27 protein-coding genes are annotated in these 23,056 nt (G+C 61.2%); 6 read left to right on the top strand and 21 right to left on the bottom strand.

The genetic code is table 11. The features are described 5' to 3' along the window. Window positions 1-12 precede the first annotated feature (12 nt). The 8 genes from LQT98_RS14960 to LQT98_RS14925 all read right to left on the bottom strand — a co-directional run bounded on the left by LQT98_RS14960 (window position 13) and on the right by LQT98_RS14925 (window position 5,331). A complete protein-coding gene (locus LQT98_RS14960; RefSeq protein ID WP_231463233.1) occupies window positions 13-459 on the bottom strand; it encodes a GatB/YqeY domain-containing protein in 447 nt (148 codons plus the stop codon). 188 nt (window positions 460-647) lie between these two features. Further along, window positions 648-860, bottom strand: coding sequence for a 30S ribosomal protein S21 (rpsU, locus tag LQT98_RS14955; RefSeq protein WP_039756346.1), 213 nt, complete (start codon window positions 858-860; stop codon window positions 648-650). 129 nt (window positions 861-989) lie between these two features. Continuing rightward, entirely contained in the window at window positions 990-1,784 is a 795-nt protein-coding gene (locus LQT98_RS14950) for a thiazole synthase (protein WP_231463231.1), read from the bottom strand. A gap of 25 nt (window positions 1,785-1,809) precedes the next feature. Next, complete coding sequence (gene thiS / locus LQT98_RS14945; RefSeq protein WP_269326037.1) at window positions 1,810-2,013, bottom strand: sulfur carrier protein ThiS; 204 nt, start codon at window positions 2,011-2,013, stop codon at window positions 1,810-1,812. Between the two features lie 3 nt (window positions 2,014-2,016). After that, window positions 2,017-4,173: a RelA/SpoT family protein gene (locus tag LQT98_RS14940; protein ID WP_048409595.1), complete on the bottom strand. Its 2,157-nt coding sequence runs from the start codon at window positions 4,171-4,173 to the stop codon at window positions 2,017-2,019. Between the two features lie 20 nt (window positions 4,174-4,193). After that, window positions 4,194-4,400, bottom strand: coding sequence for a DNA-directed RNA polymerase subunit omega (gene rpoZ / locus LQT98_RS14935; RefSeq protein ID WP_019103869.1), 207 nt, complete (start codon window positions 4,398-4,400; stop codon window positions 4,194-4,196). 137 nt (window positions 4,401-4,537) lie between these two features. Then, on the bottom strand, window positions 4,538-5,164 hold the full coding sequence (gmk, locus tag LQT98_RS14930) for a guanylate kinase (RefSeq protein ID WP_048409594.1): 627 nt from the start codon (window positions 5,162-5,164) through the stop codon (window positions 4,538-4,540). Beyond that, window positions 5,161-5,331, bottom strand: a complete 171-nt coding sequence (locus tag LQT98_RS14925) for a hypothetical protein (RefSeq protein WP_156183828.1) — start codon at window positions 5,329-5,331, stop codon at window positions 5,161-5,163. Before LQT98_RS14925 ends, gmk begins: the two co-directional genes overlap by 4 nt. On the opposite strand from LQT98_RS14925, the gene LQT98_RS14920 reads away from it, so the two are divergent. Next, window positions 5,330-6,628, top strand: a complete 1,299-nt coding sequence (locus LQT98_RS14920) for an NCS2 family permease (RefSeq protein WP_048409593.1) — start codon at window positions 5,330-5,332, stop codon at window positions 6,626-6,628. The genes LQT98_RS14925 and LQT98_RS14920 overlap by 2 nt on opposite strands. A gap of 103 nt (window positions 6,629-6,731) precedes the next feature. Further along, window positions 6,732-7,280, top strand: a complete 549-nt coding sequence (locus tag LQT98_RS14915; protein WP_019103866.1) for an adenine phosphoribosyltransferase — start codon at window positions 6,732-6,734, stop codon at window positions 7,278-7,280. A gap of 65 nt (window positions 7,281-7,345) precedes the next feature. On the opposite strand, the gene LQT98_RS14910 is transcribed toward LQT98_RS14915, so the two are convergent. From LQT98_RS14910 to LQT98_RS14895, 4 genes are read right to left on the bottom strand one after another with little or no spacing between them, the layout of a single operon-like run. Next, complete coding sequence (locus tag LQT98_RS14910) at window positions 7,346-8,107, bottom strand: DUF4097 family beta strand repeat-containing protein (RefSeq protein ID WP_048409592.1); 762 nt, start codon at window positions 8,105-8,107, stop codon at window positions 7,346-7,348. Between the two features lie 57 nt (window positions 8,108-8,164). Beyond that, window positions 8,165-8,458 (bottom strand): hypothetical protein, encoded by a 294-nt coding sequence (locus LQT98_RS14905; protein WP_156183827.1) that lies wholly within the window; start codon window positions 8,456-8,458, stop codon window positions 8,165-8,167. Between the two features lie 34 nt (window positions 8,459-8,492). Beyond that, the gene (locus LQT98_RS14900) at window positions 8,493-9,581 is read right to left on the bottom strand and encodes a DUF1700 domain-containing protein (protein WP_231463229.1); all 1,089 of its coding nucleotides are present in this window, start codon (window positions 9,579-9,581) and stop codon (window positions 8,493-8,495) included. A gap of 2 nt (window positions 9,582-9,583) precedes the next feature. After that, the gene (locus LQT98_RS14895; protein WP_048409590.1) at window positions 9,584-9,922 is read right to left on the bottom strand and encodes a PadR family transcriptional regulator; all 339 of its coding nucleotides are present in this window, start codon (window positions 9,920-9,922) and stop codon (window positions 9,584-9,586) included. Window positions 9,923-10,248: 326 nt separating this feature from the next. Between LQT98_RS14895 and LQT98_RS14890 the strand changes: the two genes are divergently transcribed. Further along, window positions 10,249-11,286, top strand: a complete 1,038-nt coding sequence (locus tag LQT98_RS14890) for a patatin-like phospholipase family protein (RefSeq protein ID WP_231463227.1) — start codon at window positions 10,249-10,251, stop codon at window positions 11,284-11,286. Between the two features lie 57 nt (window positions 11,287-11,343). Here LQT98_RS14890 and arcC read toward each other — a convergent pair whose 3' ends face one another. The 6 genes from arcC to LQT98_RS14860 form a co-directional block, all read right to left on the bottom strand. After that, window positions 11,344-12,288 (bottom strand): carbamate kinase, encoded by a 945-nt coding sequence (gene arcC, locus LQT98_RS14885; RefSeq protein WP_043591311.1) that lies wholly within the window; start codon window positions 12,286-12,288, stop codon window positions 11,344-11,346. Between the two features lie 133 nt (window positions 12,289-12,421). Continuing rightward, on the bottom strand, window positions 12,422-13,432 hold the full coding sequence (locus LQT98_RS14880) for an ornithine carbamoyltransferase (RefSeq protein ID WP_048409588.1): 1,011 nt from the start codon (window positions 13,430-13,432) through the stop codon (window positions 12,422-12,424). Between the two features lie 133 nt (window positions 13,433-13,565). Continuing rightward, a complete protein-coding gene (locus LQT98_RS14875; protein ID WP_048409587.1) occupies window positions 13,566-14,798 on the bottom strand; it encodes an arginine deiminase in 1,233 nt (410 codons plus the stop codon). Window positions 14,799-14,882: 84 nt separating this feature from the next. Next, a complete protein-coding gene (gene arcD, locus LQT98_RS14870; RefSeq protein ID WP_048409586.1) occupies window positions 14,883-16,322 on the bottom strand; it encodes an arginine-ornithine antiporter in 1,440 nt (479 codons plus the stop codon). Window positions 16,323-16,830: 508 nt separating this feature from the next. Beyond that, window positions 16,831-16,959 (bottom strand): DUF3149 domain-containing protein, encoded by a 129-nt coding sequence (locus LQT98_RS14865; RefSeq protein WP_019103856.1) that lies wholly within the window; start codon window positions 16,957-16,959, stop codon window positions 16,831-16,833. A gap of 250 nt (window positions 16,960-17,209) precedes the next feature. Beyond that, window positions 17,210-18,238, bottom strand: coding sequence for a CDP-6-deoxy-delta-3,4-glucoseen reductase (locus LQT98_RS14860; protein ID WP_231463225.1), 1,029 nt, complete (start codon window positions 18,236-18,238; stop codon window positions 17,210-17,212). A 38-nt stretch (window positions 18,239-18,276) separates the two neighbouring features. Between LQT98_RS14860 and LQT98_RS14855 the strand changes: the two genes are divergently transcribed. Together LQT98_RS14855 and trmB are read left to right on the top strand one after the other, a co-directional pair. Then, complete coding sequence (locus LQT98_RS14855) at window positions 18,277-19,197, top strand: NAD-dependent epimerase/dehydratase family protein (RefSeq protein WP_231463223.1); 921 nt, start codon at window positions 18,277-18,279, stop codon at window positions 19,195-19,197. Between the two features lie 38 nt (window positions 19,198-19,235). Then, window positions 19,236-19,916 carry a tRNA (guanosine(46)-N7)-methyltransferase TrmB gene (gene trmB, locus LQT98_RS14850; RefSeq protein ID WP_231463221.1) on the top strand — a complete coding sequence of 227 codons (681 nt, stop codon included), beginning with the start codon at window positions 19,236-19,238 and terminating at the stop codon, window positions 19,914-19,916. Window positions 19,917-19,948: 32 nt separating this feature from the next. Here the strand turns inward: trmB and LQT98_RS14845 are convergent, their stop codons facing one another. Beyond that, on the bottom strand, window positions 19,949-20,434 hold the full coding sequence (locus LQT98_RS14845) for a glutathione peroxidase (RefSeq protein ID WP_048409582.1): 486 nt from the start codon (window positions 20,432-20,434) through the stop codon (window positions 19,949-19,951). Window positions 20,435-20,491: 57 nt separating this feature from the next. Between LQT98_RS14845 and LQT98_RS14840 the strand changes: the two genes are divergently transcribed. Continuing rightward, window positions 20,492-20,971, top strand: coding sequence for a DUF1841 family protein (locus tag LQT98_RS14840; RefSeq protein ID WP_048409581.1), 480 nt, complete (start codon window positions 20,492-20,494; stop codon window positions 20,969-20,971). A 299-nt stretch (window positions 20,972-21,270) separates the two neighbouring features. Here LQT98_RS14840 and LQT98_RS14835 read toward each other — a convergent pair whose 3' ends face one another. Together LQT98_RS14835 and LQT98_RS14830 are read right to left on the bottom strand one after the other, a co-directional pair. After that, on the bottom strand, window positions 21,271-22,221 hold the full coding sequence (locus LQT98_RS14835; RefSeq protein ID WP_231463219.1) for a D-2-hydroxyacid dehydrogenase: 951 nt from the start codon (window positions 22,219-22,221) through the stop codon (window positions 21,271-21,273). Between the two features lie 11 nt (window positions 22,222-22,232). Further along, on the bottom strand, window positions 22,233-23,015 hold the full coding sequence (locus LQT98_RS14830; RefSeq protein WP_048409579.1) for a DUF2189 domain-containing protein: 783 nt from the start codon (window positions 23,013-23,015) through the stop codon (window positions 22,233-22,235). Window positions 23,016-23,056 lie beyond the last annotated feature (41 nt).

The following is a 23,056-nucleotide window of genomic DNA, read 5'->3' as shown; positions in this document are numbered from 1 at the left end:
CCCGAATCCGGCTCAGGCGGCCAGCTTGGCCTTGATGCGGGCGGATACCAGCGCCATGTCGGCGCGGCCGGCCAGTTGCGGCCGCAACAGGCCCATCACCTTGCCCATGTCCTGCATACCGGCGGCGCCGCTGTCGGCGATGGCCTTGGCCACCAGCGCGTCGATCTCATCGGCGGACAATTGCTGCGGCATATAGGCCATCAGCACGTCCATCTCGAATTTTTCCTTGTCCGCCAGATCCTGGCGCTGAGCCGCTTCGTATTGGCTGACCGAATCCCGGCGCTGCTTGAGCATCTTGTCGATGACGGCGACGATGCCGACATCATCCAGCTCCACGCGCTCGTCCACTTCCTTCTGCTTGATGGCAGCCAGCAACAGGCGGATGGCCGCCAATTTGTCGCTTTCCCGCGCTTTCATCGCAGATTTCATGTCGTCGCTGATTCGCTGTTTGAGGCTCATTGCTAGCTTTCCGGAGAAGACCGCCACCCGTCGCGGGCGGCAAGTGCGCACAGATAGAGATTCAAACCCTGATGACATTGATTTTGGGCTGATCCAAAACCCATGCCGTCAGAGTCTGCAAACGGGAAACTACAAATGGCAAAACCGCAGGCTAGGCCTGCGGTCCTGCTTACTGACCGGAGGAACTCTTAGTAGAGTTTCGGCGGCAGCATCTGGCTGCGGATGCGCTTGTAGTGGCGCTTAACCGCGGCAGCGTGCTTGCGCTTGCGCTCGGCAGTCGGTTTTTCGTAGAACTCGCGGGCGCGCAGTTCGGTCAGCAGACCGGTTTTTTCCACTGCGCGCTTGAAGCGGCGCATTGCAACTTCAAACGGCTCGTTCTCTTTAACACGAATGTTCGGCATTGAATCAAGTATCCTTAGTTCCTAGCGTCCAGACGTGACTGGAGCTATAAAAAACAGCATTTTAACAACGTTACGCGGTTTGGAAAAGTCTGAAGCGTTCCGACCAAGTAATCTGTGGCGCTTTACGCATCACGGCTTGGCGGAAGAAATCACCCCCTCACTAGGAGAACTAGGTACTGCACTATAAAAACGTTTCGGCATCCGGCCGGCAAGATATGCCGAGCGGCCTGCTTCTACAGCCTGTTTCATGGCATGCGCCATCAACACCGGTTGTTGCGCGGCGGCAATCGCGGTGTTCATCAGCACGCCATCGCAGCCCAACTCCATGGCGATCGCCGCGTCGGACGCGGTGCCAACGCCAGCGTCAACCAGCACGGGAACCCTGGACTGCTCGATAATCAACTTCAAATTCCACGGATTCAAAATACCCATGCCAGAGCCGATCAGACTGGCCAGCGGCATGATGGCGCAGCAGCCCATTTGCTCCAGCTCGCGGGCGATGATGGGATCATCCGAGGTATACACCATCACGTCGAAACCTTCGGCGACCAGCACTTCGGCGGCCTTCAGCGTTTCCCTGACGTTGGGGAACAAGGTATTCGGGTCGCCAAGCACTTCCAGCTTGACCAAACGATGGTCATCCAGAAGCTCCCTGGCCAGACGCAAAGTACGAATGGCGTCATCGGCGGAATAGCATCCCGCCGTATTGGGGAGAAGGTTATACCGGTTTTTCGGCAAAAAGTCCAGCAAATTGGGCTCACCGGCATTCTGCCCCAGGTTGACCCGGCGAATCGCGACGGTGACGATTTCGGTGCCGGACGCATCCAGCGCTTGCGCGGTTTCCTCGAAATCCCGGTATTTGCCGGTACCCACCAGCAAACGCGAATTATAGGCCTTGCCTGCGATGATCAGTTGATCCGCCACTTCTGCACCTCTGTCAGCTTGCCGCTCAGCCTCCGCCGACGGCCACTACGATTTCGAGCTCGTCGCCGTCCGCCAGCCCCACCTTCGGGTATTGGCTGCGCGGCACGATCTCGCCATTCTTTTCCAGCGCCACGCGCTTGCCGCTCAGGCCCAGCGCCACCACGAGGTCGGCCACGCAGGCCACCGCGTCCAACTGCCGGCTCTCGCCGTTGATCCTAAGTGTCAGCATGTCTTATCTCCGTTGCACGCGCTGCACCACCGGCAGCAGCCTGATCGCGCCCAGCACCCGCTCCAGATGTTCGACGCCTTCCACTTGCAAGCGGAAGTGGATATTGAACAAGCCGTCGCCATCGCGGCTGCTGTCCTGGGTGTCGGCGCTTTCGATATTGGCCGAGGCCTGGGAGATCGCGGTGGCGATATCGGCCAGCGCGCCGCGCTCGTTGCGGGACAACACGCCGACGGTGACGCCGAACATGCGGTCGCGCTGCGCTTCCCAGTTGACGTCCAGCAGCTTGTCGTGATCGGCGCGCCGTGCGTTCGGGCAGCCCTTGCGGTGGATGACCAGACCCTGGCCCTTGGTGATCACCCCGAGGATGTCGTCGCCCGGCAGCGGATTGCAACACGGCGACAGCTGCACCATGCCGCCCTCGTTGCCGCGTATGGTCACCGGCCCCACTTTCACTTCCTCGCCCAAGCGTTCGCCGGCCAGTTCCAGCAAGCGTCGCGCCACCACGATGGGCATCAGCTTGCCGGCGCCGATGTCGGCCAGCACTTCCTTGTGCGAAGCCAGCTTCTCGCCGAAGGCGGCCAGATACTCCACCCACAACTCATCGCTCAAGGCCAGCGGCGTCACCGCCAGCGCGCCTATCGCCTGCTTCAGCAGTTTCTCGCCCAGACCCACCGCCTCTTCCTGCTGCAGGCTCTTCAGATAATTGCGGATGCCGGAGCGGGCGCGACCGCTTTGCACGAAGGTCAGCCAGGACGGATTGGGCTTGGCCTGGGTGGAGGTGATGATTTCCACGGTGTCGCCATTGCGCAGCACGGTGCGCAGCGGCACCAGCGCGTGGTTGACGCGGGCGGCGATGCAGCGGTGGCCGACATCGGTATGCACCGCGTAGGCGAAGTCCACCGGAGTGGCGCCTTGCGGCATCACCATGATCTTGCCCTTGGGCGTGAACACATAGACCTCGTCCGGGAATAGATCGATCTTGATGTGCTCGAGGAACTCGACCGGATCGTCGCTCTCCTCCTGCATGTCGAGGATTTTCTGCAGCCACTGATGGGTGCGCTGCTGCGCGGTATTGACACCGTCGCCGCTCTTGTACATCCAGTGCGAGGCGACGCCGGCCTCGGCGACGCTGTTCATCTCGCGGGTACGGATCTGCATTTCCACCGGCGTGCCATAGGGGCCAAACAAGGTGGTGTGCAAACTCTGGTAGCCATTGCCCTTGGGAATGGCGATGTAATCCTTGAATTTGCCGGGAATCGGCTTGTACAGGCTGTGCAACGCGCCCAGCGCCAGATAGCAGCCGGGAATGTCGTTGACGACGACGCGGAAGCCATAGATGTCCAGCACCTCGGAAAACGACAGGTGTTTCTCCTGCATTTTCTTGTAGATGCTGTAGAGGTTCTTTTCCCGCCCCTTGATGGTGGCTTCGATATTGCTCTGCACCAGCTTCTGGCTGACCGATTGCAAAATCTTGGTCACCACTTCGCGGCGATTGCCGCGCGCGGCGCGCACCGCCTTGGACAATACGCCATAGCGATGCGGATGCAAGTGCTTGAACGCCAGGTCCTGCAGCTCGCGGTAAACCTTGTTCAGGCCGATGCGGTTGGCGATCGGCGCGTAGATTTCCAGGGTTTCCAGCGCGATGCGGCGGCGCTTGTCCTCGCGCATGGAGTCCAGCGTGCGCATATTGTGCAACCGGTCAGCCAGCTTGACGATGATGACGCGGATGTCGCGCGCCATCGCCAGCACCATCTTGCGGAAGCTTTCCGCTTGCGCGGTTTCCTTGGTCTGGTACTCCAGCCGCTCCAGCTTGGACAGGCCATCGACGAGATCGGCGATGATCTTGCCGAACTTCTCGATCAGCGTCGGCTTGGTGACGCCGGTGTCTTCCAGCACATCATGCAGCAAGGCGGCGGCGAGACCCTGCACGTCCAGCCGCCACTCGGCCAGCATGCCGGCCACCGCCAGCGGATGGGTGATGTAGGGCTCGCCGCTCTTGCGGGTCTGCCCTTCATGGGCCGCGCGGCTGACCTCGAAAGCCTGCCGCAACAGCTGGACGTCTTCCGGCTTGAGATAACGCGCGACCGACTCGAAGAACGCTTGCGCTTCGCTGTCGATCAGGGCGTCGTAGTCGATTTCATCCTCAATGCCGGTTGCCATAACCCACCACCCACTTGCTATCAGGCTTTGCCGCGGCTCAGAACTTCCTTGCCGACGTGGCCGGCGGCGATTTCACGCAGCGCGACGACGGTGGGCTTGTGGCGGCCGGCTTCAACGAAGGGGCTGGCGCCGGAAGCAACCTGGCGCGCGCGGTAGGCGGCGGCCAGGGTCAGGTCGAAACGGTTCTGGATGCGGTCCAGGCAATCGTCAACAGTAATACGGGCCATGTGTTTTCTTTCCAATCAAGTTGCCAAGGGCGTTGTCGGTCGCCATGCTCGCGGCCGCAGCAACGCCCAGAGGGATCACTATATCTAAATTTTAGCCGACTCACCAACAGCGGCACAGGTCGGAGGCGAACTGGCGTTCAGCCGCCCTGCCCCATGCGCGCCAGCATGGTCGCCAGCTTGCGACACTGAATGGCGCTGCGCAGGCGGTTGGCGCGCACGATGCTGATCAAGTCGAGCCGGGCACGTTCGAAATCGTCATTGACCACGATGTAGTCGTACTCGGCGATCTTGTCGATCTCGGCGCGGGCGGAAGCCAGCCGGCGACGGATCACTTCCTCGCTGTCGGTGGCGCGGCCGCGCAGACGGCGCTCCAACTCTTCGATCGACGGCGGCGCGATGAAGATGCCGATCGCGTCCGGGAAGGTCTTGCGCACCTGCTCGGCGCCCTGCCAGTCTATCTCCAGCAGAATGTCCTGCCCCACGTCCAGGCGGCTGCGTATCCACGGCGCGCTGGTGCCATAGTAGTTGCCGTAGACTTCGGCGTGCTCGAGGAAATCGCCACGGTCTATCATGGACTTGAAGACCGCCTGATCGACGAAGTGATAATGCTTGCCGTCCACCTCTCCCGTGCGCGGCGGGCGCGTGCTATAGGAAATGGACAGTTCCACCGTAGGCTCGGCGGCTAGCAGCGCCGCCACCAGCGAGGTTTTCCCCGCGCCGGACGGAGCGACCACGATAAAGATATTACCGGTTGGCTGGCTCATGAGAAGGTGTTTTCCTGCCAAATGAGTAATTCTCCAGAATACCACAAGCCGCCATCCGCTGTTAATCGCCAAGTTATTTTCACGTCAAGATTTAGGTAAATCTCTTCAGGCTGAATAAAATGGCACGTTTTTTCTATCCCTATCGCCCCTGGAGCGCGTTTCGCCATGCAATTCCTTGACAGCTTCTTCAAGCTGAAAGAAAACGGCACCACGGTGAAGACGGAAGTCATCGCCGGCTTTACCACCTTCCTGACCATGGCCTACATCATCCTGGTCAATCCCTTGATCCTGTCCAGCACCGGCATGGACCTGAACGCGGTCTTCGTCGCCACCTGTCTGGCGGCCGCGCTGGGCACCGCCATCATGGGCCTGGTGGCCAATTACCCGATCGCGCTGGCGCCGGGCATGGGCCTGAACGCCTACTTCACCTTCAGCGTGGTCAAGGGCATGGGGCTGTCGTGGGAAACCGCGCTGGGCGCGGTCTTCATCTCCGGCATCGTGTTCCTGGCGGTCAGCCTGTTCCGCGTGCGCGAGGCCATCGTCAACGCGATCCCGCAGTCGCTGAAATTCGCCATCTCAGCCGGCGTCGGCATGTTCCTAGCCATCATCGCGCTGAAGAACGCCGGCGTGATCGCGCCGCATCCGGAAACCTATCTGACCCTGGGCGACATCCACAAGCCCACCACCCTGCTGGCCATCCTGGGTTTCTTCCTGATCGTGGCGCTGGAATACCGCAAGGTGCCGGGCTCCATCATCATCGGCATCCTGGTGGTGACGGTGCTGTCCATCGCCATGGGCCTGTCTCCGTTCAAGGGCGTGGTGGCGCCGGTGCCCAGCATGGCGCCGACCTTCATGCAGATGGACATCGCCGGCGCGCTGCAAGCCGGCCTGATCGGTGTGATCTTTGTCTTCTTCTTCGTTGACCTGTTCGACACCACCGGCACCCTGGTCGGCGTATCGCATCGCGCCGGCCTACTGGACAAGGACGGCAAGCTGCCGCGCCTGAAGCGCGCGCTGCTGGCCGACTCGGTGGCGATCACCGCCGGCGCGGTGATGGGCACTTCGTCCACCACCGCCTATGTGGAGTCCGCCGCCGGCACCGCCGTCGGCGGCCGTACCGGCCTGACCGCCATGGTGGTGGCCTTGCTGTTCCTGGCTTCGCTGTGGCTGTCGCCGCTGGCAGCCACCGTGCCCGCCTACGCCACCGCTCCGGCGCTGTGCTATGTGGCGGTGCTGATGGCGCGCGGCCTGGCCGAGATCGACTGGAGCGACCTGACCGAGTCCGCGCCGGCGGTGATGACCGCGCTGGCGATGCCGTTCACTTTCTCCATCGCCGACGGCATCGCCTTCGGCTTCATCAGCTACGCGGTGATCAAGATCCTGGCCGGCCGCTTCGCCGACCTCAAGCCGCCGGTGCTGATCATTGCCGCGCTGTGGGTATTCAAGCTGGCTTTCTTCCACTGAAACATCAATAATTGATGCGGACCCCAAGCCTGCCGCGCCGCGCGGCGGGCTTTTTCTTGCGGGCCGCGCCGCGACTCTCTTCATTTCGAAGTACAATTAGGCCATGGAAAACCTTAGTAATCTCGACTACTCCAGCTATCTGAAGGGCTGGATTCGCACTGTGCCCAACTGGCCGCAACAAGGCGTGATGTTCCGCGACATCACCCCGCTGCTGCAGAACCCCAAAACCTTCCGCATGCTGATCGACATCTATGTGCACCGCTACATGATGGAGAAGGTGGACCTGGTGGCGGGCCTGGACGCGCGCGGCTTCATCATCGGCTCGGTGCTGGCCTATGAGCTGAACGTCGGTTTCGTGCCGATCCGCAAGCGCGGCAAGCTGCCCTTCACCACGGTGGAAGAGGAATACGAGCTGGAATACGGCAATGCCGCGGTGGAAATGCACACCGACGCCTGCAAGCCCGGCGACCGCGTGATCCTGATCGACGATCTGGTCGCCACCGGCGGCACCATGATGGCCGGCTACAAGCTGCTCAAGCGCATGGGCGCCGATGTGTTGGAAGCGGCCGCCATCATTGAGTTGCCGGAGCTAGGCGGCGGCAAGCTGGTGCGCGATGGCGGCCTGGAGCTGTTCACCGTCTGCGCTTACTAAGCATCCGCTAGCGCCATGTGAAAACGGAGCCTCAGGGCTCCGTTTCGCTTTGATCCCAGCCTGCCTCAGTCGGCCACCACCTCTACCTTCAAGGCCTGGCCGCGCGCGTTCAGTTTGAGCGGCGCGCCCGCGGTGCTGGGCAGCTTGCTGTCCACCGCCGACGCGGTGCCGCGCACCTCGTATTGCAGGCTGGCGGATTTCGGCAACGACAGCTTCAAGGAGCCCGAGGTCGCGTCCAGCGCCAAGGTGCCGCTGGGCTTGGGATCGGTCAGTTTCAACTCCGCCTTCACCGCCTGGCCGTCCAGGCTGAGTTCGCGGCTGCGGCCTTCAAAGCCCAGTTTCAACGCCTGCCCCTTCAACACCAGCTTGTCGTAAGCGCCCTTGGCCTGTGCCTTGATCGCGCTGCCGGCCAAAGTCAGATTACCGGCCTTGCCGGCCAGCTCCAACTCCAGCGCCTGGCTGTCCACGCTGACCGCCTTGTATTCGCCGTTGATCGAACCCTTGACCGCGTTAAGGCTGACTTCCAGCAGCTTGCCCGGCTTTAGATTACCGGCGATTTCCAAGCGGCAACTCTTACCCAGCAGCTTGTCATTGAGCTTGACCGTGATGGTGACCACGCCGCCCTCCTGCCGTGCCTGGGCGCTGCACTTGCCCTCGTCCCAGCCGCTCTTGTTCAGGTCCAGCCGGTAGGGCTTCTGCGCATCCGTGCTCAGCTTCAGCACCGCCGCGTCACCCTTGATCACCAGCTTGTCTATCGTCCCCTCGGCGGCCAGCGCCGCTCCGGTCCACAACAGGCCCGCCAGCGCCAGCATCGTTTCCCTCTTCATCACGCATCTCCTTCTTTTTAGTGTCGAAGCCGCCGCAGAACCGGCGGCGCTCGTCCATCATTGCAGAAACAGCCAATACATCGCCACCACGCCGCAGGCGGCGGCCATCCCACCCAGCGCGTGGCGAGCCAGGCGCGCGCACTGGGCGCGCAGCAGACGCCGCCGGGCAAAGGCCGCAACCGCCAACTGCCGGGAATCCGCCAATGCGGCGATCAGCCGGCCCTCATTGCGTGGGTCCGCCACCGCATCGCGGATGTAGTCGCGGTATTCATCCAGGATCTTGCGCAGCTCCGCTTCCGGCAAGCGCACCATGGTCAGTTGCAACTGTTGAATGCATGCATCGTGTTTCATGTTTCTCTCCCAAATTCCGTTCAGATCCAGCGAGTCAAACCACGTTACCGCCCACCCCTTTACCTGCCACCAAGTCCATTTGATAGCGCACATAATTCACCAGGCCACGCCAGGTCAGCCGCGTCAGCCACAGGCAGAACATCAGCCCCAGCGCGCCTATCACCAACAGGATGAAGCCGCTTACCGCCGCTGAACTCCGCAGGGACAAGCCCGGGATGCCGTCGATCTCGAAATGCCCGTCGCCATCGTTCAACGACAGCCGGTTGTCGCGGATCACCAGCGAGCTGTCGCCATCGCGCAGCACCAGATTGGTCGGCTTGCTGGCCTCCCCCATGCTGGTGGCAGCCTCCGCCGAAATCATCCGCCAACGCAGCGACTCCCCGTCACCGCCCTGCACCAACTCCATGCGATCACCGTCACCCGACACCAGCACCAGCGATTTCAGTTCCGCGCGCTCCACGCTGACCGCGTGCTCGCCCTCCTGCTGGATCAAGCGCCGCGCCGCCGGAGCGCTGGCATCCACTCTCAGTTCGCCGTCGTCGTAGCTGACGGCAACCGGATCGCCGGCGCGGGTGCGCAGGCTGGCGCTCTCATCCGGGTCCAGGTTCAGCACCACCCGGCCCTGTCTCAAGGTGACGCCATGCACCAGTTCGCCGGCCGGACGCACTTGCAACTCAAAGTCGCCACCCTTGGGCGACAAGCTGGGCTCCAGCTCCGGCCAGCCAAACAAGGTGTTGCCGCCCCAGGCCGCCACCACCACCACGCCAGCGATCAGCAAGCTGCCGGACACCATGTAGCCGATGGACAGGCATAGCAGATAGAGCATGAAGGGCAGCGCCAGGAAGAAGTTCAACACCCCCAAGCCTGCCACCGCCGCGACCACCCGCATCAGGTTGCCGATGGAGCGATGGTTCTCCCATTGACGGTAACGCGCCTGCGCCTTCAACTCCTTGGCCAGTTTCTGCGGGCTGCCCAGCGCGGCCACCACTTCGTCCTCCGCGCGACCAGCCTCCAGCGCGTCATGGAAATACTCTTGGTAGTCGGCGAGGATTTCGCCGATTTCCTCGGCCGGCATGCCCGCCAGCGCCTGTTCCAGCTGGCTCAAGAATGTCTTGCGGTTCATGATTATTGTTCTCCCGACTGGTCTGCCACCGGCAGACGACTCAATACGCTGTTCACTTCATTGACGAATTCCCGCCACTCGCCCCGCATCACTTCAAGTTCCCGTCTGCCCGTCTCGCTCAGCGTGTAGTACTTGCGCGATGGTCCGGATGCCGACTCGACCAGATAGGTGCTGACCCAGGATTCATTCTGCAGCCGGCGCATCAGCGGATAGATCGTGCCTTCGCTGATTTCCATCGTTTGCGACAATTTGCTGACCAGTTCGTAGGCATAGCTGTCGGACTGGGCCAAAACCGCCAATACGCACATGTCCAGAGTCCCCTTCTTCAACTGGGTTTTCATTTCGTCCTTCCTTGAAACCGCCCGGTCCGGCTACCCGTCACTATCTTGCATTACACGATAGCTAATCGGACCAAGGCATCAATCTGCTAGTGATTGCACTATACGAACCACTACCTTGCAGCGCAAGGTATCTTTCATTGCTCAATGACAAACAGTTGAGTAGTGCATCTTTCTTGCAACAATAGTTTCCATCACATCCCATGCCATATTGCATTGCGGAATGCCGGCCAGCATCCATAATTCAAGCATGGCAATGACATGAAACTGCGTCGCGAACGCATCGTCAACGCATGGCGCAGCAGCGGCGACTCACCACGGGGATCTTCATGGCAATAGCAAACAAGCCCAGCATCGCGCTGGTATTGGGCGGTGGCGCCCCAAATGCAACCCTGATGGCCGGCGCGCTGGTGGCGCTGACCGAGGCCGGCGTCGAGTTCGACATCATCTCCGCCTCCGGCGCCGGCGCCATCGTCGGCCTCTTGTACGCGGCGCCGCGCAAGGGCACGCCGCTGGACAATTTGCGTCGCTTGTCCGATCTGGGCGTGTCCGACCCCATCTACCAACTGCTGCCGGTCAACTACAAGGTGTTCAACAAGCCGGGCCCCGCCGCCGAGTTGTGGCGCAGCTGGCAGAGCCAGAATCCGCTGCTGCAGAGCATTCAGCAACAGGCCGACCAGGGACCATGGCAACGGCTGCTGGCCGACTGGACTTCGCTGCTGCTGGCCACGCTGTGCCCCAGCGATCTGACGCCGTCCAGCCAAGGGCTGTGCGCGCACGTGCCCTTCATCGAACAAGTGGTGGATTTTGAACGCCTGCGCCAGATTGCGCCGCAGTTCTATCTGAACGCCTTCAATATCAGCCACGGCGAGATGCGCTGCTGGGACAAGAGCGAGATCAGCCACGAACACTTCCTGGCCGCGCTGTCCTTCCCCTTCATCTACCCGCCATACCGCCTGGACGACGGCGATTACATCGAGGGCGCCGCCATCGACACGCTGAACTTCAAGCAGCTGTTCCGCGATCATCACCACATCGACTACACCCTGGTGTTCGACGTGCTGGGCAGCGATCGCTTGCTGCACCCGCCGCGCAATCTCTACGATGCCTGGGTACAGTCCATCATCACCCCGCTGACCGAAATCGCGCGCGACGACCTGAAGTTGTTCGAAGCGCTGCACAACAAGGACGAGCACGGCCGGCCGCGCACCGAGGTATTGAAGATCCAGTTCGACGCGCTGATCGATCCCGAGCGCCAGCAGCAGGAACTGGACTGGTCCTACTCCAATCTGTCCCAGCTATACCAAATCGGCTACCAGGCCGGGCAGGACTTCATCCGTCTGCATCGCGCCAAGCTGCTGGGCTGAGATAAAAAAAAAGGCTGCCTGACGGCAGCCCTTGACGCTTGGCTAAGCACTCGCGATTCAGTACCAGCTGATGCCGGCCTTCTCGGTGGAGATCACCGTGCCGGCCTCGCCCTTGACGATCTTCTCGATGTCTTCCAGCGCGCCGATCACCGCTTTCTTGCCGGTCAGGCGGGCGAACTCGCAAGCGGCCTCCACTTTCGGGCCCATCGAGCCGGCGGCGAAACCCAGCTTGTCCATTTCGTCCGGATGCGCCTGCTTGATGGCCTTGGCTTCCGGCGTGCCCCAGCCGACGAACACGCTTTTCACGTCAGTGGCGATCACAAAATAATCAGCGTCGATTTCACGCGCCAGCAAGGCCGAGGCCAGATCCTTGTCGATCACCGCTTCCACGCCCACCAGCTTGTCGCCCTCGTACATGGTGGGAATGCCGCCGCCGCCGGCCGCGATCACGACCACGCCTTTTTCGATCAGCCATTTGATCGGGCGCATTTCGAAGATGCGCTTCGGTTTCGGGCTGGGCACCACGCGACGGAAGTATTCGCCATCGGCCTTCACGGTCCAGCCTTTTTCCGCGGCCAGCTTGTCGGCTTCTTCCTTGCTGTAGACCGGGCCGACGAATTTGGTCGGGTTCTTGAAGGCCGGATCGTTGGCATCCACTTCGGTCTGGGTCAGGATGGTGGCGATCGGCACTTCGAACGGCAGCACATTGCCGAGCTCCTGCTCGACCATGTAGCCGATCATGCCTTCGGTCTGCGCGCCCAGCACGTCCAGCGGATAGGGCGTCACTTTTTCGTCCACGTGGCGGGCGTAGGCATCGTTCTGCAGGCCCAGCAGGCCCACTTGCGGCCCGTTGCCGTGGCACATCACCAGGTTGTGGCCCAAGCGGGTCACGCCGGCCAGTTGTTCGGCGGCCACTTTGACGTTGGCGCGCTGGTTGTCGGCGGTCATGGCCTCGCCGCGACGTTGCAGGGCATTGCCGCCCAGAGCTACGACGACTCGCATATTCTGTTCCTTTTTTACTGCCGCGCCCGCCATTTGCAACGGCGAGCCGCGTTCTTGATGTGAAACCGGCCAAGGTTCCCGGTCAGGGAAGCCTTGGCCGGCAAAAGTGCAGCTAGGGATGCCTAGGGCCGGATCAATCGCCCAGCGTGGCCACCAGGATGGCCTTGATGGTGTGCATGCGGTTCTCCGCCTGCTCGAAGGCGATGCAAGCTTCGGACTCGAATACATCCTCGGTCACTTCGATGCCGTTGGCCAGGTCCGGGTATTGCGCGGCGATTTCCTTGCCCACCTTGGTTTCGCTGTTGTGGTAGGCCGGCAGGCAGTGCATGAACTTCACTTGCAGGTTTTCGGCGGCGGCCATCAGCGCGGCGTTCACTTGGTAAGGCTTCAGCAGCTTGATGCGTTCGGCCCAGACTTCGGCCGGCTCGCCCATGGACACCCATACGTCGGTGTGGATGAAGTCGGTGCCCTTGACCGCGGCCTTGGCATCTTCGGTCAAGGTGATGCGCGCGCCGGTCTTGGCGGCGATTTCACGGCACTGAGCAACCAGTTCGTCGGTCGGCCACAGGTGCTTGGGCGCGCCGATGCGCACGTCCATGCCCAGCTTGGCGCCGATCACCAGCAGGGAGTTGCCCATATTGTTGCGGGCGTCGCCCAGGTAGGTGTAGCTGATCTGGGAGATGGGCTTGTCGCTGTTTTCCCACATGGTCAGCACGTCGGCCAGCATCTGGGTCGGGTGCCATTCATCGGTCAGGCCGTTGTATACCGGCACGCCGGCGAACTTGGCCAGCTCGGTTTCCACCATGTGCTGGTCGAAGCCGCGGTATTCGATCGCGTCGTACATGCGGCCCAACACGCGGGCGGTATCCTTCATCGATTCCTTGATGCCGATTTGCGAACCGGACGGCCCAAGGTAAGTCACGTTGGCGCCCTGGTCGTAGCAGGCCACTTCAAACGCGCAACGGGTGCGGGTAGAGGTTTTTTCAAAGATCAGGGCGATGTTCTTGCCCTTCAGGTGCTGCTGTTCGGTGCCGGTGTACTTGGCGCGCTTCAGGTCGCGGGCCAGGTCGAGCATGTAGCGGATTTCGCGCGGGGTGAAGTCCAGCATGCGGAGGAAGTTACGGTTGCGCAGATTGAAAGCCATGATATTGCTCCTGATTAGAGTCTGGGCAAGCCGGCCGTCGTTTCCGGGGAAACCGGCGGTCAACCTGTCTTTTTGCACATGAATCTTGGGTTTTCCTCCCGGCCGCGCCCGCGGCCGGGACACTACAGCTGAATTACAGTTTCACTTCGTCGCGAGTGATCGGGCAGGTCATGCAGTGACCGCCGCCGCGGCCGCGGCCCAGCTCGGAAGCCGGAATCTCGATCACTTCCACGCCATGCTCGCGCATCAGGCGGTTGGTGTAGGTGTTGCGGTCATAAGCCACCACCACGCGGCGATCCAGCGCCACCACGTTGTTGCCGTCGTCCCACTGCTCGCGTTCGCGCTGGTAGGCGTCGCCGCCGGTCTGGATCACGCGGATTTCCTTGAGACCCAGCGCCTGGCGCACCACTTCCACCAGGTGCACGCCTTCGTGGCGTTCGAAACGGATTTCACCTTCACGATCACCGGCGTACATACTGGTGCAAGTGATGTCGTCCACCACGTCCGGGAACAGCGACAGCAGGTCGATGTCGAGGAAGCTGAACACGGTGTCCAGGTGCATCGCCGCGCGGGACTTAGGCATCTGGCAAGCGATCACGCGAGTGGCGCCGCCTTCCTTGCCCAGCACGCGCTTGGCCACTTGCACCACGGCCTGCGGGCTGGTGCGTTCGCCCATGCCGATCAGCACCACGCCGTTGCCGATAGGCATCACGTCGCCGCCTTCCAGCGTGGCCGGGCCATGTTCCTGGTCGCAGTCACCCCACCATACTTTCACCTTGCCGGCGAACATCGGATGGAATTTGTAGATGGATTGCAGGATCAGGGTTTCCTGACGGCGAGCCGGCCAGTACATCGGGTTCAGCGTCACGCCCTCATAGATCCAGCAAGACGGGTCGCGCTGGAACAGGCTGTTCGGCACCGGCGGCAGCACGAACTCGGACTGGTCCAGATAGCCGCCGAACAGGCCTTTCGGGTCGAATGGCAGTTCGAACTTGGCGATACCGCCCACCATGTGCTCGGCCAGTTGTGAAGACGGCATTTCATCCAGCCAGCTGCGCAGATCGTGCAGCATGCCGATACCTACGTTGTCGGCCTTGACCTTGCGATCCAGGATCCAGGCGCGGGAAGCCTTGTCATCCAATACCTTGGCCAGCGCCTCATGCACTTCCACCACTTCGATGCCGCGGGAGCGCATTTGCTCGACCATGTAAGCATGGTCTTTTTGTGCGCGTTCCACCCAGATCACGTCATCGAACAACAGGCCGTGGCAGTTGTCCGGGGTCAGGCGCTTATGCGCCAGGCCAGGACGGCACACCATCACAGTTCGCAACTTGCCGCACTCGGAATGAACACCAAACTTGGTCATGACAAACTCCTTAATGATATTGGGGGAGCTGGTGGAGGCCCGTGGATCTCGCGCGCCTCCGGTAATCTGCTACAGGGTTCCGGCTTAGAGCGTCAGCGCTCCGGTAGCCAGTTCATAGGCGGCGAACAAGCCCGCCACTACTATCAGTGCCGCCAGTACCGCTTCGGCGCCGGTGAATGCTTTCTCGCCGCGTTCCTTGCGAGCCCACAGGTAGAACAGCAGGCCCGGGGCGTACAGCACCATGGACAGGAACAGATACTTCAGGCCGGCGGCGTAGATCAGCCAGATGCCGTAGACCGAGGCGATGGCAGCGATGCTGAACTCTTTGCCGCTGGACTCGCCCTGGGCGTAGCCTTCACCGCGCTTGGCCACCAGCAAGGCATAGCCGGCACACAACAGGTAGGGAATCAGAATCATCGAGGTGGCCAGCGACAGCAGCGCCAGGTAGCCCGCGGAGCTGAACAGCGTGATGATCAAGAACAGTTGGATCAGGCCGTTGGTCAGCCACAGCGAGGCGGCCGGGGAGCCATTGGCATTGGTGGTGCCGAACACTTTGGGCATCACGCCGTCCTTGCCCGCCAGGTAGGGCGCTTCGGAAGCCAGCAGCGTCCAGGCTAGCAGCGCGCCGCCCACCGAAATCACCAGACCCGCGTTCATCAGGTTGGCGCCCCAGGGACCGATGGCTTTTTCCAGCACATAAGCGGTGGACGGGTTCTTCAGCGCGGCCAATTCAGTCTGGGACATCACGCCCAGCGACAGCACCGATACCGCAACCAGCAGGGCGATGGTCAGCAGGAAGCCGATCACGGTGGCCTTGCCCACTTCTTTCATGTTTTCCGCACGGCTGGAGAACATCGACGCGCCTTCGATGCCGATGAACACCCACACCGTCACCAGCATGGTGCTCTTGACCTGATCAACGACCGAGCCGAGCTTGGCCGAACCCCAGAAGTCCAGATTAAAGGTCTCCACCTTGAAGGCGAAAATGACCAGCAGGATGAACAGCGCCAGCGGCACCAGCTTGGCCACGGTGGTAATGGTGTTGATGAAGGCCGCGCCATGCACGCCGCGCAGCACCAGGAAGTGCAAGGCCCACAACAGGATGGACGCGCAGACGATGGCGGTGGTGGTATTGCCCTCGCCGAACACCGGGAACCAGAAGGCCAGCGCCGAGAACATCACCACAAAGTAGGACACATTGCCGATCCAGGCCGAAATCCAGTAACCCCAGGCCGAGTTGAAGCCCATGTAGTTGCCGAAGCCCGCCTTGGCGTAGCCATACACGCCGCCTTCCACTTCCGGCTTGCGATTGGCCAACATCTGGAAGGCGAATGCCAGGGTCAGCATCCCGAAGAAGGTGATGACCCAACCGATCAGGATGGCGCCGGCTCCGGCGCCCGCGGCCATGTTCTGCGGCAATGAGAAGATACCGCCGCCGATCATGGAGCCCACCACCAGAGCGGTCAGCGCGCCAAGCTTGAGCTTGGGAGCGCCGCCGCCTTGGGTTTCAGTTTCCGTAGACATTTTCGTTCTCCGTGAGAGTACATTAACCTGCAAATCTGTTGTTATATAATTAAATTCTTATCATCTGAGACAATGGTATACCCCGGATTTAGTCATCGCCAGAACAGTCGAACATCCGTTTGACCTGCGTCAAATAGCGCTGTTACATCGCATCCGCCCCATACGGACAATAGAACAAAAGCTTTATAAAAGCCCTGCTCCCAAATAGCAGGGCAATCCATGTTGCTGCGCACAAAATAGTTAATTAACTATGAATTTAATTTTTCTTATAAATAAAACGCAATATCAGCCGGCAATGGAATCATCAAAACGGAAAAAGCACGCTTGGTGTCGGAGGGGGAATCAGCCAGCAGCCAGCCGATATTTGGAACAAGGCAAGAAAAGCGGCAAGTGCAGGCAAAGCATGAATGCTGAGCGACGGAGCAAAAAAAAAGTGGATGCGGCCCACCACCGCATCCACCAACACACACATCAAGAGGATTGATTAAAGACTGTCCAGGTGGACGCCCTATTCCGGCTTTTTCACATTCTTGAAAATCGCCACCAAAGCGCCCAACACCACCAGCGTGGTCACCACAATGGTCACCAGGCTCAAAATACCGACGTCGTCGGAGAGAAGCAGAGTCAGAAGTTCCATCGCTACTCCTTAATCCGGGGCCATGCCCCATGTAGGTTTCTTGACCCTCATCTTAGCCAGTCCTGCCTGGAATCCATTGACCCAAATCAAACGGCATTATTCGTAAATTTGATGCAAGACAAATAACAAAGCCCTTGGCTATCGCCAAGGGCTCTTTTCTGAAAAATCAGTAATTTAGATCATTACAGTTTTAAATTCAGCAATACAGTTCGCGACGTCGGCACATAAAAAAACGTCCGCTGTCATTCCCTTACTTGCTGCCGCTCATGTCCTTGGACAGGAAGAAGGCGTCGGAGAAGAACTCATCTTCCGGCAAGCCGCACTCGCGGGTGAAGCTGCCATGCGCCGCCTCCACCATGACCGGCGCGCCGCAGGCATAGACCTGGTAACCGGACAGATCGGCGAAGTCTTCCAGCACCGCCTGGTGAACAAAGCCGACGCGGCCCGCCCACTCGTCGCCAGGCAGCGCGTCGGACAGCACCGGGATGAAGGTGATGTTGGGGTTCTGTGCCTGCCAACCACCGGCCAGTTCGGCCATATAAAGGTCGGCCTTGGTGCGCGCGCCCCAGTAGAACACCATCTCGCGTTGGATGCCGCTGTGGATCGCGTGTTCGATAATGCCCTTGACCGGCGCGAAACCGGTGCCGCTGGCAACGAAGATGATGGGCTTGTCGGAATCCTCGCGCAGGAAGAAGGAACCCAGCGGTCCCTTGAAGCGCATGATCTCGCGCTCCTTCATCTGGCTGAACACATAATCGGAGAAGGAACCACCGGGCTGGTGACGGATATGCAGTTCCAGAAACGCGTCGTCGTGCGGCGCATTGGCGATGGAGAAGCTACGCTTCTTGCCATCCTTCATCAGGATGTCGATGTATTGACCCGCCTTGAACTGCAGGCGCTCCGACACCGGCAGCTTGAGCTTGAGCACCGCCACGTCGTGGATCTTCTCTATCTTCTCGACGCGGCACGGCAGGGTCTTGATCTGGATATCGCCGGCGCCGGCCACTTCGCGCGCCTCGATGGTGATGTCGCCCTGCGGCCGGGAACAACAGAACAGCGCCATGCCCTGGGCGCGCTCTGCCTCGGTCAAGGCTTTTTCCTGGTAACCGTCCTGGCTCACTTCGCCTTCCAGCACTTTACCCTTGCAAGCGCCGCAGGCGCCGTCACGGCAGCCGTAGGGCAGGCCCACGCCCTGGCGCAGCGCCGCCTCCAAAACAGTTTCATGCGGCTCGACGCCAAATGTGTGCCCACTGGGGAGCACTTTCACCTGCGCTGTCATCTATTTCCTCTACTCGATATCTGGCTACAATGCGCACTATGCGAACCTTGCTGATCATCAGCGCCGGCGATGTCGCGCGCCGCGCCCTGCCTGAACTGGTCCGCCACTGGCGGGTACTGGCGCTATGCCGCTCCAGCGCCGCGGCGGCGGAACTGCGCCGTCAGGGCGTCACGCCCATCCGCGGCGACCTGGACCATCCCGCCTCTTTGCGCCGGCTGGCCGGCCTGGCCGACGATCTATTGCTGACCGCTCCCCCCCAGGAAACCGGCCGCAAGGACTTGCGCATGCGCAAGTTGTTGTCTGCGTTGGCAAAAGGTTGCAGGATACCACAGCGCTTGGTCTACATCAGCACCAGCGGCGTGTACGGCGACGCCGGTGGCGCCTGGCTGAACGAAAGCGCCCGCCCCCGTCCGCGCAACGACCGCGCCTGGCGTCGGCTGGACGCCGAGACCCAGCTGCGCCGCTTCGCCGCCGCCCACGGCAGCCAGCTCGTGGTGTTGCGCGCGCCGGGCATTTACGCTGACGAGCGCCTGCCGCTGAGCCGCTTCGCCACCCAGGCCCCGCTGATCGTTCCCGAGGAAGACAGTTGGAGCAACCACATCCACGCCGACGACCTCGCCGCCGCCTGCGTGGCGGCGCTGCAACAATGCCGCGGCGGAAGCCGCGTCTACAATGCCTGCGACGATCAACCGCTGCAAGTCAGCGCCTGGTATCGCCAACTATCCGCCACTCTGACGCTGCCACTGCCGCCGCTGCTGCCCCGCGACGCCGTCCGTAGCCAGCTCTCCGCGGGTCTATGGTCTTATCTGGCGGAATCGCGGCGGCTGGACAACCGACGCCTGCGCAGCGAATTGCTACCCCGGCTGCGCTGGCCAAGCACCGCCGACTATCTGGCCGCGCTGGCCCAAGCGCCGGAACGCATCACCGCCGTGCTCGCCTCGACGGCCAAGATTCGGTAACATCGCGGTTTTTTTGAGTTTTCAGCAGGCTTCACTCTATGGAAAATCCGGCATTTCAACGCGCCATCCGCAGCTTTGTACTACGTCAAGGCCACCTGTCTCCCGGCCAACAGCGCGCGATGGATGAAGGCATGCCGCGCTGGGGCATCGAATACCGCCCCGAGCGCGTCGACCTGGAACAGGCCTTCGGTCGCGCGGCGCCCAAGATTCTGGAGATCGGCTTCGGCATGGGCGGCGCCACCGCCGAAATCGCCGCGGCCAATCCGGACAAGGACTATCTTGGCGTGGAAGTGCACTCGCCCGGCGTCGGCAATCTGTGCAAGCTGATCGCGGAAAAGGAATTGAGCAATCTGCGCATCATCCGCCACGACGCGGTGGAGGTGCTGGACCATATGCTGGCCGACGGCAGCCTGGACGGCGTGCACATATTCTTCCCCGACCCGTGGCACAAGAAACGCCATAACAAGCGCCGCCTGATCCAGGCGCCGCTGGTGGAAAAGCTGATCACCAAGCTCAAACCCGGTGGCTACCTGCACGCCGCCACCGACTGGGAAGACTACGCGCTGCAGATCATGGAAGTCTTCAGCGCCCAGCCGCTGCTGGCCAACAGCGCCGACGGCTACGCGCCGCGCCCGGACTACCGCCCGCTGACCAAGTTTGAAGCCCGCGGCATCAAGCTGGGCCACGGCGTGTGGGACGTGATTTTCCGCCGGCGCTGATGCCCGCCCGGACCCGCCGCCAGCGGCGGGTCTCAGTCCTCTCTAGGCAGCAAGGCCTTGATATCCTCCAGCAGTTCATGCGGCTCCACCGCCGGCTCGTAACGCTTGAGCACCCTGCCCTTGCCATCGATCAGGAATTTGGTGAAGTTCCATTTCACAGGATGCGGATGGGTGGAATCGGCCTGAGTCAGCCAGCGCCATAGCGGGTGCGCTCGCGGCCCGTTGACGTCCAGCTTGGCGAACAAGGGAAAACTCACCTCGAAGCGTGTCCGGCAAAAACGCTCGATCTCGGCTTCGCCTCCCGGCTCCTGACCGCCGAACTGATTGCAGGGGAAACCCAGCACCACCAGCCCGCGGTCGCCCAGGCTTTGCTGCAAGTCCTGCAAGCCAGCGTATTGCCGGGTATAACCGCACTCGCTGGCGGTATTCACCACCAGGACGACTTGGCCGGTGTACGCCGACAGCGGCTGCTCGCTGCCGTCTATGCGCGCGGCGGAGAAATCGTAAAGCGTGGTCATGGCCACCTCCGTCTCGTATAATAAGGGCTCCCGAGAATCCACTCAGGCACTATCCGAATGTTGTTCAATCCCAGCCGGCAAGACGCCCGGCGCTTCTTTTTCGACACCTGGCAGAAATCCAAATCCGGCGCGGACTTGTCCGATCTGGAAAAGATGGTGCTTCCCATTCTTATAGACCACCCGGAGTATCACGCCATTCTGGATCGTCCGGAACAGTATATGGAACAGGAGTGGACGCCGGAAATGGGCCAGAGCAACCCCTTCCTGCATCTGGGCCTGCATGTGGCGATAGAGGAACAACGCTCCATCGACCAACCCTTCGGCATCCGTTCCTTGTATGCGCAGCTAGCCTTGCGCCACGGCAGCGAGCACCAGGCACAACACTCAATGATGGACTGTCTGGGCGAAATGATCTGGCATGCGCAGCGCCACGGCGGCGGTCCGGACGTGAACCGTTATATCGGCTGCATCCGCGGCAAGCTGGGCATGGGCGCGGAGGAGCAAGCGCGCGTCAATCCCAATGAAATCCCGGACTGAAGCGAAGCCGGCCCCCAGCCTCACCCACACGCCCGGCCCTGCCGGGCGTGTGGCATTGGCGCGAGCTTCAGGCAAAAAAAGAGCCGTGGGGGGAAACCCTCCACGGCGATCAAGCGGGGCAGCTCATACTGGCAGAGCCAGAAGAGCAACATCATCCTATTCTCATATTAAACATATTGCAAATTGTTTTTAAATAGTTAACAACAAATAAATTATAAAATCATTTATATAAACTATACGTTTAAAATATCGCCCATAAAAAAGCCGGCATGACGCCGACTCTTTCACCCCGCTCCACCTCAAACCAGGCGGTTGCGCGATTCCCCAGCCACGAAGGCGCCGATATTCTCCACCAATTGCGCGGCCAGCCGCTCCATCGCCTGCCGGCTGGCCCAGCTGATATGCGGTGTCACAATCAGATTGGGCAGGCGGGTCTTCAGCAAGGGATTACCGTTCACCGGCGGCTCCTCACTGAGCACGTCAACACCCGCGCCACCCAGTTGCCCGTATTTCAGCGCGGCCACCAGATCCGCCTCGTTGACCAGCCCCCCGCGAGCGGTATTGATCAATAGAGCACCGGGTTTCATCGCAATCAACTCCGGCTGCGCGATCAAATCGCGCGTTTCCTCGCTCAGCGGGCAATGCAGCGAAATCACGTCGGCCTGCGCCAGCACCGCGGCGAAAGCCGCATAGCCGGGTCTGACTTCGCTGGCGCCCTTGCGCTCGGCGAACAAGACCCGCATGCCCAGCGCGGCGGCCAGTTCACCCAAGCGCCGTCCGATGCCGCCCGCGCCGATGATGCCCAGCGTCGCGCCGCGCAAATCGCGGATCGGCGCGCCAAAATGGCAGAACTGCCGCGACTGCTGCCAGATGCCGGCGGCAACGTCGCGCTGATAAGCCGGCAGATTCTTGGCCAGCGCCAGCATCAGCGTCAACGCGTGCTCGGCCACGGTGTCATCGCCATAGTTGCGGATATTGCATACCGCGATGCCCAGTTCGCGACAGGCGTCCAGATCGACATGGTTGTAACCGGTGGCGGCGATGGCCACCAGTTTCAGGCCCGGCAACTGTTCCAGCGTGTCGCGGCGCAGTGGTACCTTATTGCTGATGACGATGTCGGCGCCCGAGCAATTCATCGCCGCGTCTTCGACGCTGGTGGACGGGAATTCATGGTACTCGGCCGGGAACGGCAGAAGCGGAACCGGGACAGGCAAGCTGTCCCGGTCAAGAAATACGACGGAGTGGGTCATCAGCTATTCAGTCATCTCTCGAAGGTGATCAAATCGCGGTAAGCATGCCAGCTGGCCAGCGCCAACACCGGCATGATGATGATCAGACCGAGAAAATAGGTCACGAAGCCCACCGCGCTCAGCGCCACAATGATAGCCGCCCATATCCCCATCGTCAGCACATTCTTCAGCACCGCCTGCACGCTGGCGATCATCGCGGTGACGGTATCGACTTCCTTGTCCAGCATCAGCGGGATGGACACCACGCTGACCGAAAACACCACTTGGGCAAACAGAAAGCCGACCGCGAAATAGGCGACCAGGAAGACGATATTATCCGGGTTGAACGCATTGACGACGATATCGTTCAAGGATGGCAGCGCAGCGGTGTCGTAGAACAGCGCGAACATCAGCAAGGACACGCGGAACCAGCCGAACACCAGCACCGCCAGCAAGGCCGCGTACAAGGTGAAGGCCGGCAGGTTCACTCGCCAGGCGGACATGCTGTGCGCCAGCTTGACCCGGCCGTGGCCGTCGAAGGCCTCCATCTGCTTGGCGATATCGTACAAGCCTATCGCCAGGAAGGGGCCGGCCAGCAGGAAGATGGTGGCGAAGGTGATGATCAATTCCGGCGAATGCTCGGAATACAAGGTCAGCAGATAGCCCATCAGCACGAACACCGCGCCGTAGAACAGGCAGTCGGCCGGCGCTTTCTGGAAATCGCGGAAGCCTTTTTTCAGCCACTGCAGCGGCCGCAGGGTTTCCACTTTGCGCGCAACCGGGCGGTCGCGCGGGATATCGTGAGTCACGTCCATGGCAAGTCCCCCTCAGGTATGGTGCGAGCAGCCCCGCATCC

The sequence above is a fragment of the Chromobacterium aquaticum genome (assembly GCF_021129195.1).
Taxonomy (GTDB): Bacteria; Pseudomonadota; Gammaproteobacteria; order Burkholderiales; family Chromobacteriaceae; genus Chromobacterium; species Chromobacterium aquaticum.
The sequence above is the reverse complement of the archived record's forward strand: the minus strand, read 5'-3'. Positions and strand labels throughout refer to the sequence as shown.

What these genes read in the sequence shown, in the direction of transcription:
- LQT98_RS14830 (WP_048409579.1), bottom strand. Translation starts at nt 23,015, where the DNA reads ATGGACGTGACTCACGATATCCCGCGCGACCGCCCGGTTGCGCGCAAA.
- LQT98_RS14890 (WP_231463227.1), top strand. Translation starts at nt 10,249, where the DNA reads ATGGCAATAGCAAACAAGCCCAGCATCGCGCTGGTATTGGGCGGTGGC.
- LQT98_RS14910 (WP_048409592.1), bottom strand. Translation starts at nt 8,107, where the DNA reads ATGAAGAGGGAAACGATGCTGGCGCTGGCGGGCCTGTTGTGGACCGGA.
- LQT98_RS14845 (WP_048409582.1), bottom strand. Translation starts at nt 20,434, where the DNA reads ATGACCACGCTTTACGATTTCTCCGCCGCGCGCATAGACGGCAGCGAG.
- LQT98_RS14915 (WP_019103866.1), top strand. Translation starts at nt 6,732, where the DNA reads ATGGAAAACCTTAGTAATCTCGACTACTCCAGCTATCTGAAGGGCTGG.
- LQT98_RS14925 (WP_156183828.1), bottom strand. Translation starts at nt 5,331, where the DNA reads ATGGCGAAACGCGCTCCAGGGGCGATAGGGATAGAAAAAACGTGCCAT.
- LQT98_RS14875 (WP_048409587.1), bottom strand. Translation starts at nt 14,798, where the DNA reads ATGACCAAGTTTGGTGTTCATTCCGAGTGCGGCAAGTTGCGAACTGTG.
- gmk (WP_048409594.1), bottom strand. Translation starts at nt 5,164, where the DNA reads ATGAGCCAGCCAACCGGTAATATCTTTATCGTGGTCGCTCCGTCCGGC.
- LQT98_RS14865 (WP_019103856.1), bottom strand. Translation starts at nt 16,959, where the DNA reads ATGGAACTTCTGACTCTGCTTCTCTCCGACGACGTCGGTATTTTGAGC.
- arcD (WP_048409586.1), bottom strand. Translation starts at nt 16,322, where the DNA reads ATGTCTACGGAAACTGAAACCCAAGGCGGCGGCGCTCCCAAGCTCAAG.
- LQT98_RS14835 (WP_231463219.1), bottom strand. Translation starts at nt 22,221, where the DNA reads ATGACCCACTCCGTCGTATTTCTTGACCGGGACAGCTTGCCTGTCCCG.
- LQT98_RS14905 (WP_156183827.1), bottom strand. Translation starts at nt 8,458, where the DNA reads ATGAAACACGATGCATGCATTCAACAGTTGCAACTGACCATGGTGCGC.
- arcC (WP_043591311.1), bottom strand. Translation starts at nt 12,288, where the DNA reads ATGCGAGTCGTCGTAGCTCTGGGCGGCAATGCCCTGCAACGTCGCGGC.
- LQT98_RS14920 (WP_048409593.1), top strand. Translation starts at nt 5,330, where the DNA reads ATGCAATTCCTTGACAGCTTCTTCAAGCTGAAAGAAAACGGCACCACG.
- rpoZ (WP_019103869.1), bottom strand. Translation starts at nt 4,400, where the DNA reads ATGGCCCGTATTACTGTTGACGATTGCCTGGACCGCATCCAGAACCGT.
- LQT98_RS14900 (WP_231463229.1), bottom strand. Translation starts at nt 9,581, where the DNA reads ATGAACCGCAAGACATTCTTGAGCCAGCTGGAACAGGCGCTGGCGGGC.
- LQT98_RS14895 (WP_048409590.1), bottom strand. Translation starts at nt 9,922, where the DNA reads ATGAAAACCCAGTTGAAGAAGGGGACTCTGGACATGTGCGTATTGGCG.
- LQT98_RS14880 (WP_048409588.1), bottom strand. Translation starts at nt 13,432, where the DNA reads ATGGCTTTCAATCTGCGCAACCGTAACTTCCTCCGCATGCTGGACTTC.
- trmB (WP_231463221.1), top strand. Translation starts at nt 19,236, where the DNA reads ATGGAAAATCCGGCATTTCAACGCGCCATCCGCAGCTTTGTACTACGT.
- rpsU (WP_039756346.1), bottom strand. Translation starts at nt 860, where the DNA reads ATGCCGAACATTCGTGTTAAAGAGAACGAGCCGTTTGAAGTTGCAATG.
- LQT98_RS14840 (WP_048409581.1), top strand. Translation starts at nt 20,492, where the DNA reads ATGTTGTTCAATCCCAGCCGGCAAGACGCCCGGCGCTTCTTTTTCGAC.
- thiS (WP_269326037.1), bottom strand. Translation starts at nt 2,013, where the DNA reads ATGCTGACACTTAGGATCAACGGCGAGAGCCGGCAGTTGGACGCGGTG.
- LQT98_RS14940 (WP_048409595.1), bottom strand. Translation starts at nt 4,173, where the DNA reads ATGGCAACCGGCATTGAGGATGAAATCGACTACGACGCCCTGATCGAC.
- LQT98_RS14860 (WP_231463225.1), bottom strand. Translation starts at nt 18,238, where the DNA reads ATGACAGCGCAGGTGAAAGTGCTCCCCAGTGGGCACACATTTGGCGTC.
- LQT98_RS14960 (WP_231463233.1), bottom strand. Translation starts at nt 459, where the DNA reads ATGAGCCTCAAACAGCGAATCAGCGACGACATGAAATCTGCGATGAAA.
- LQT98_RS14855 (WP_231463223.1), top strand. Translation starts at nt 18,277, where the DNA reads ATGCGAACCTTGCTGATCATCAGCGCCGGCGATGTCGCGCGCCGCGCC.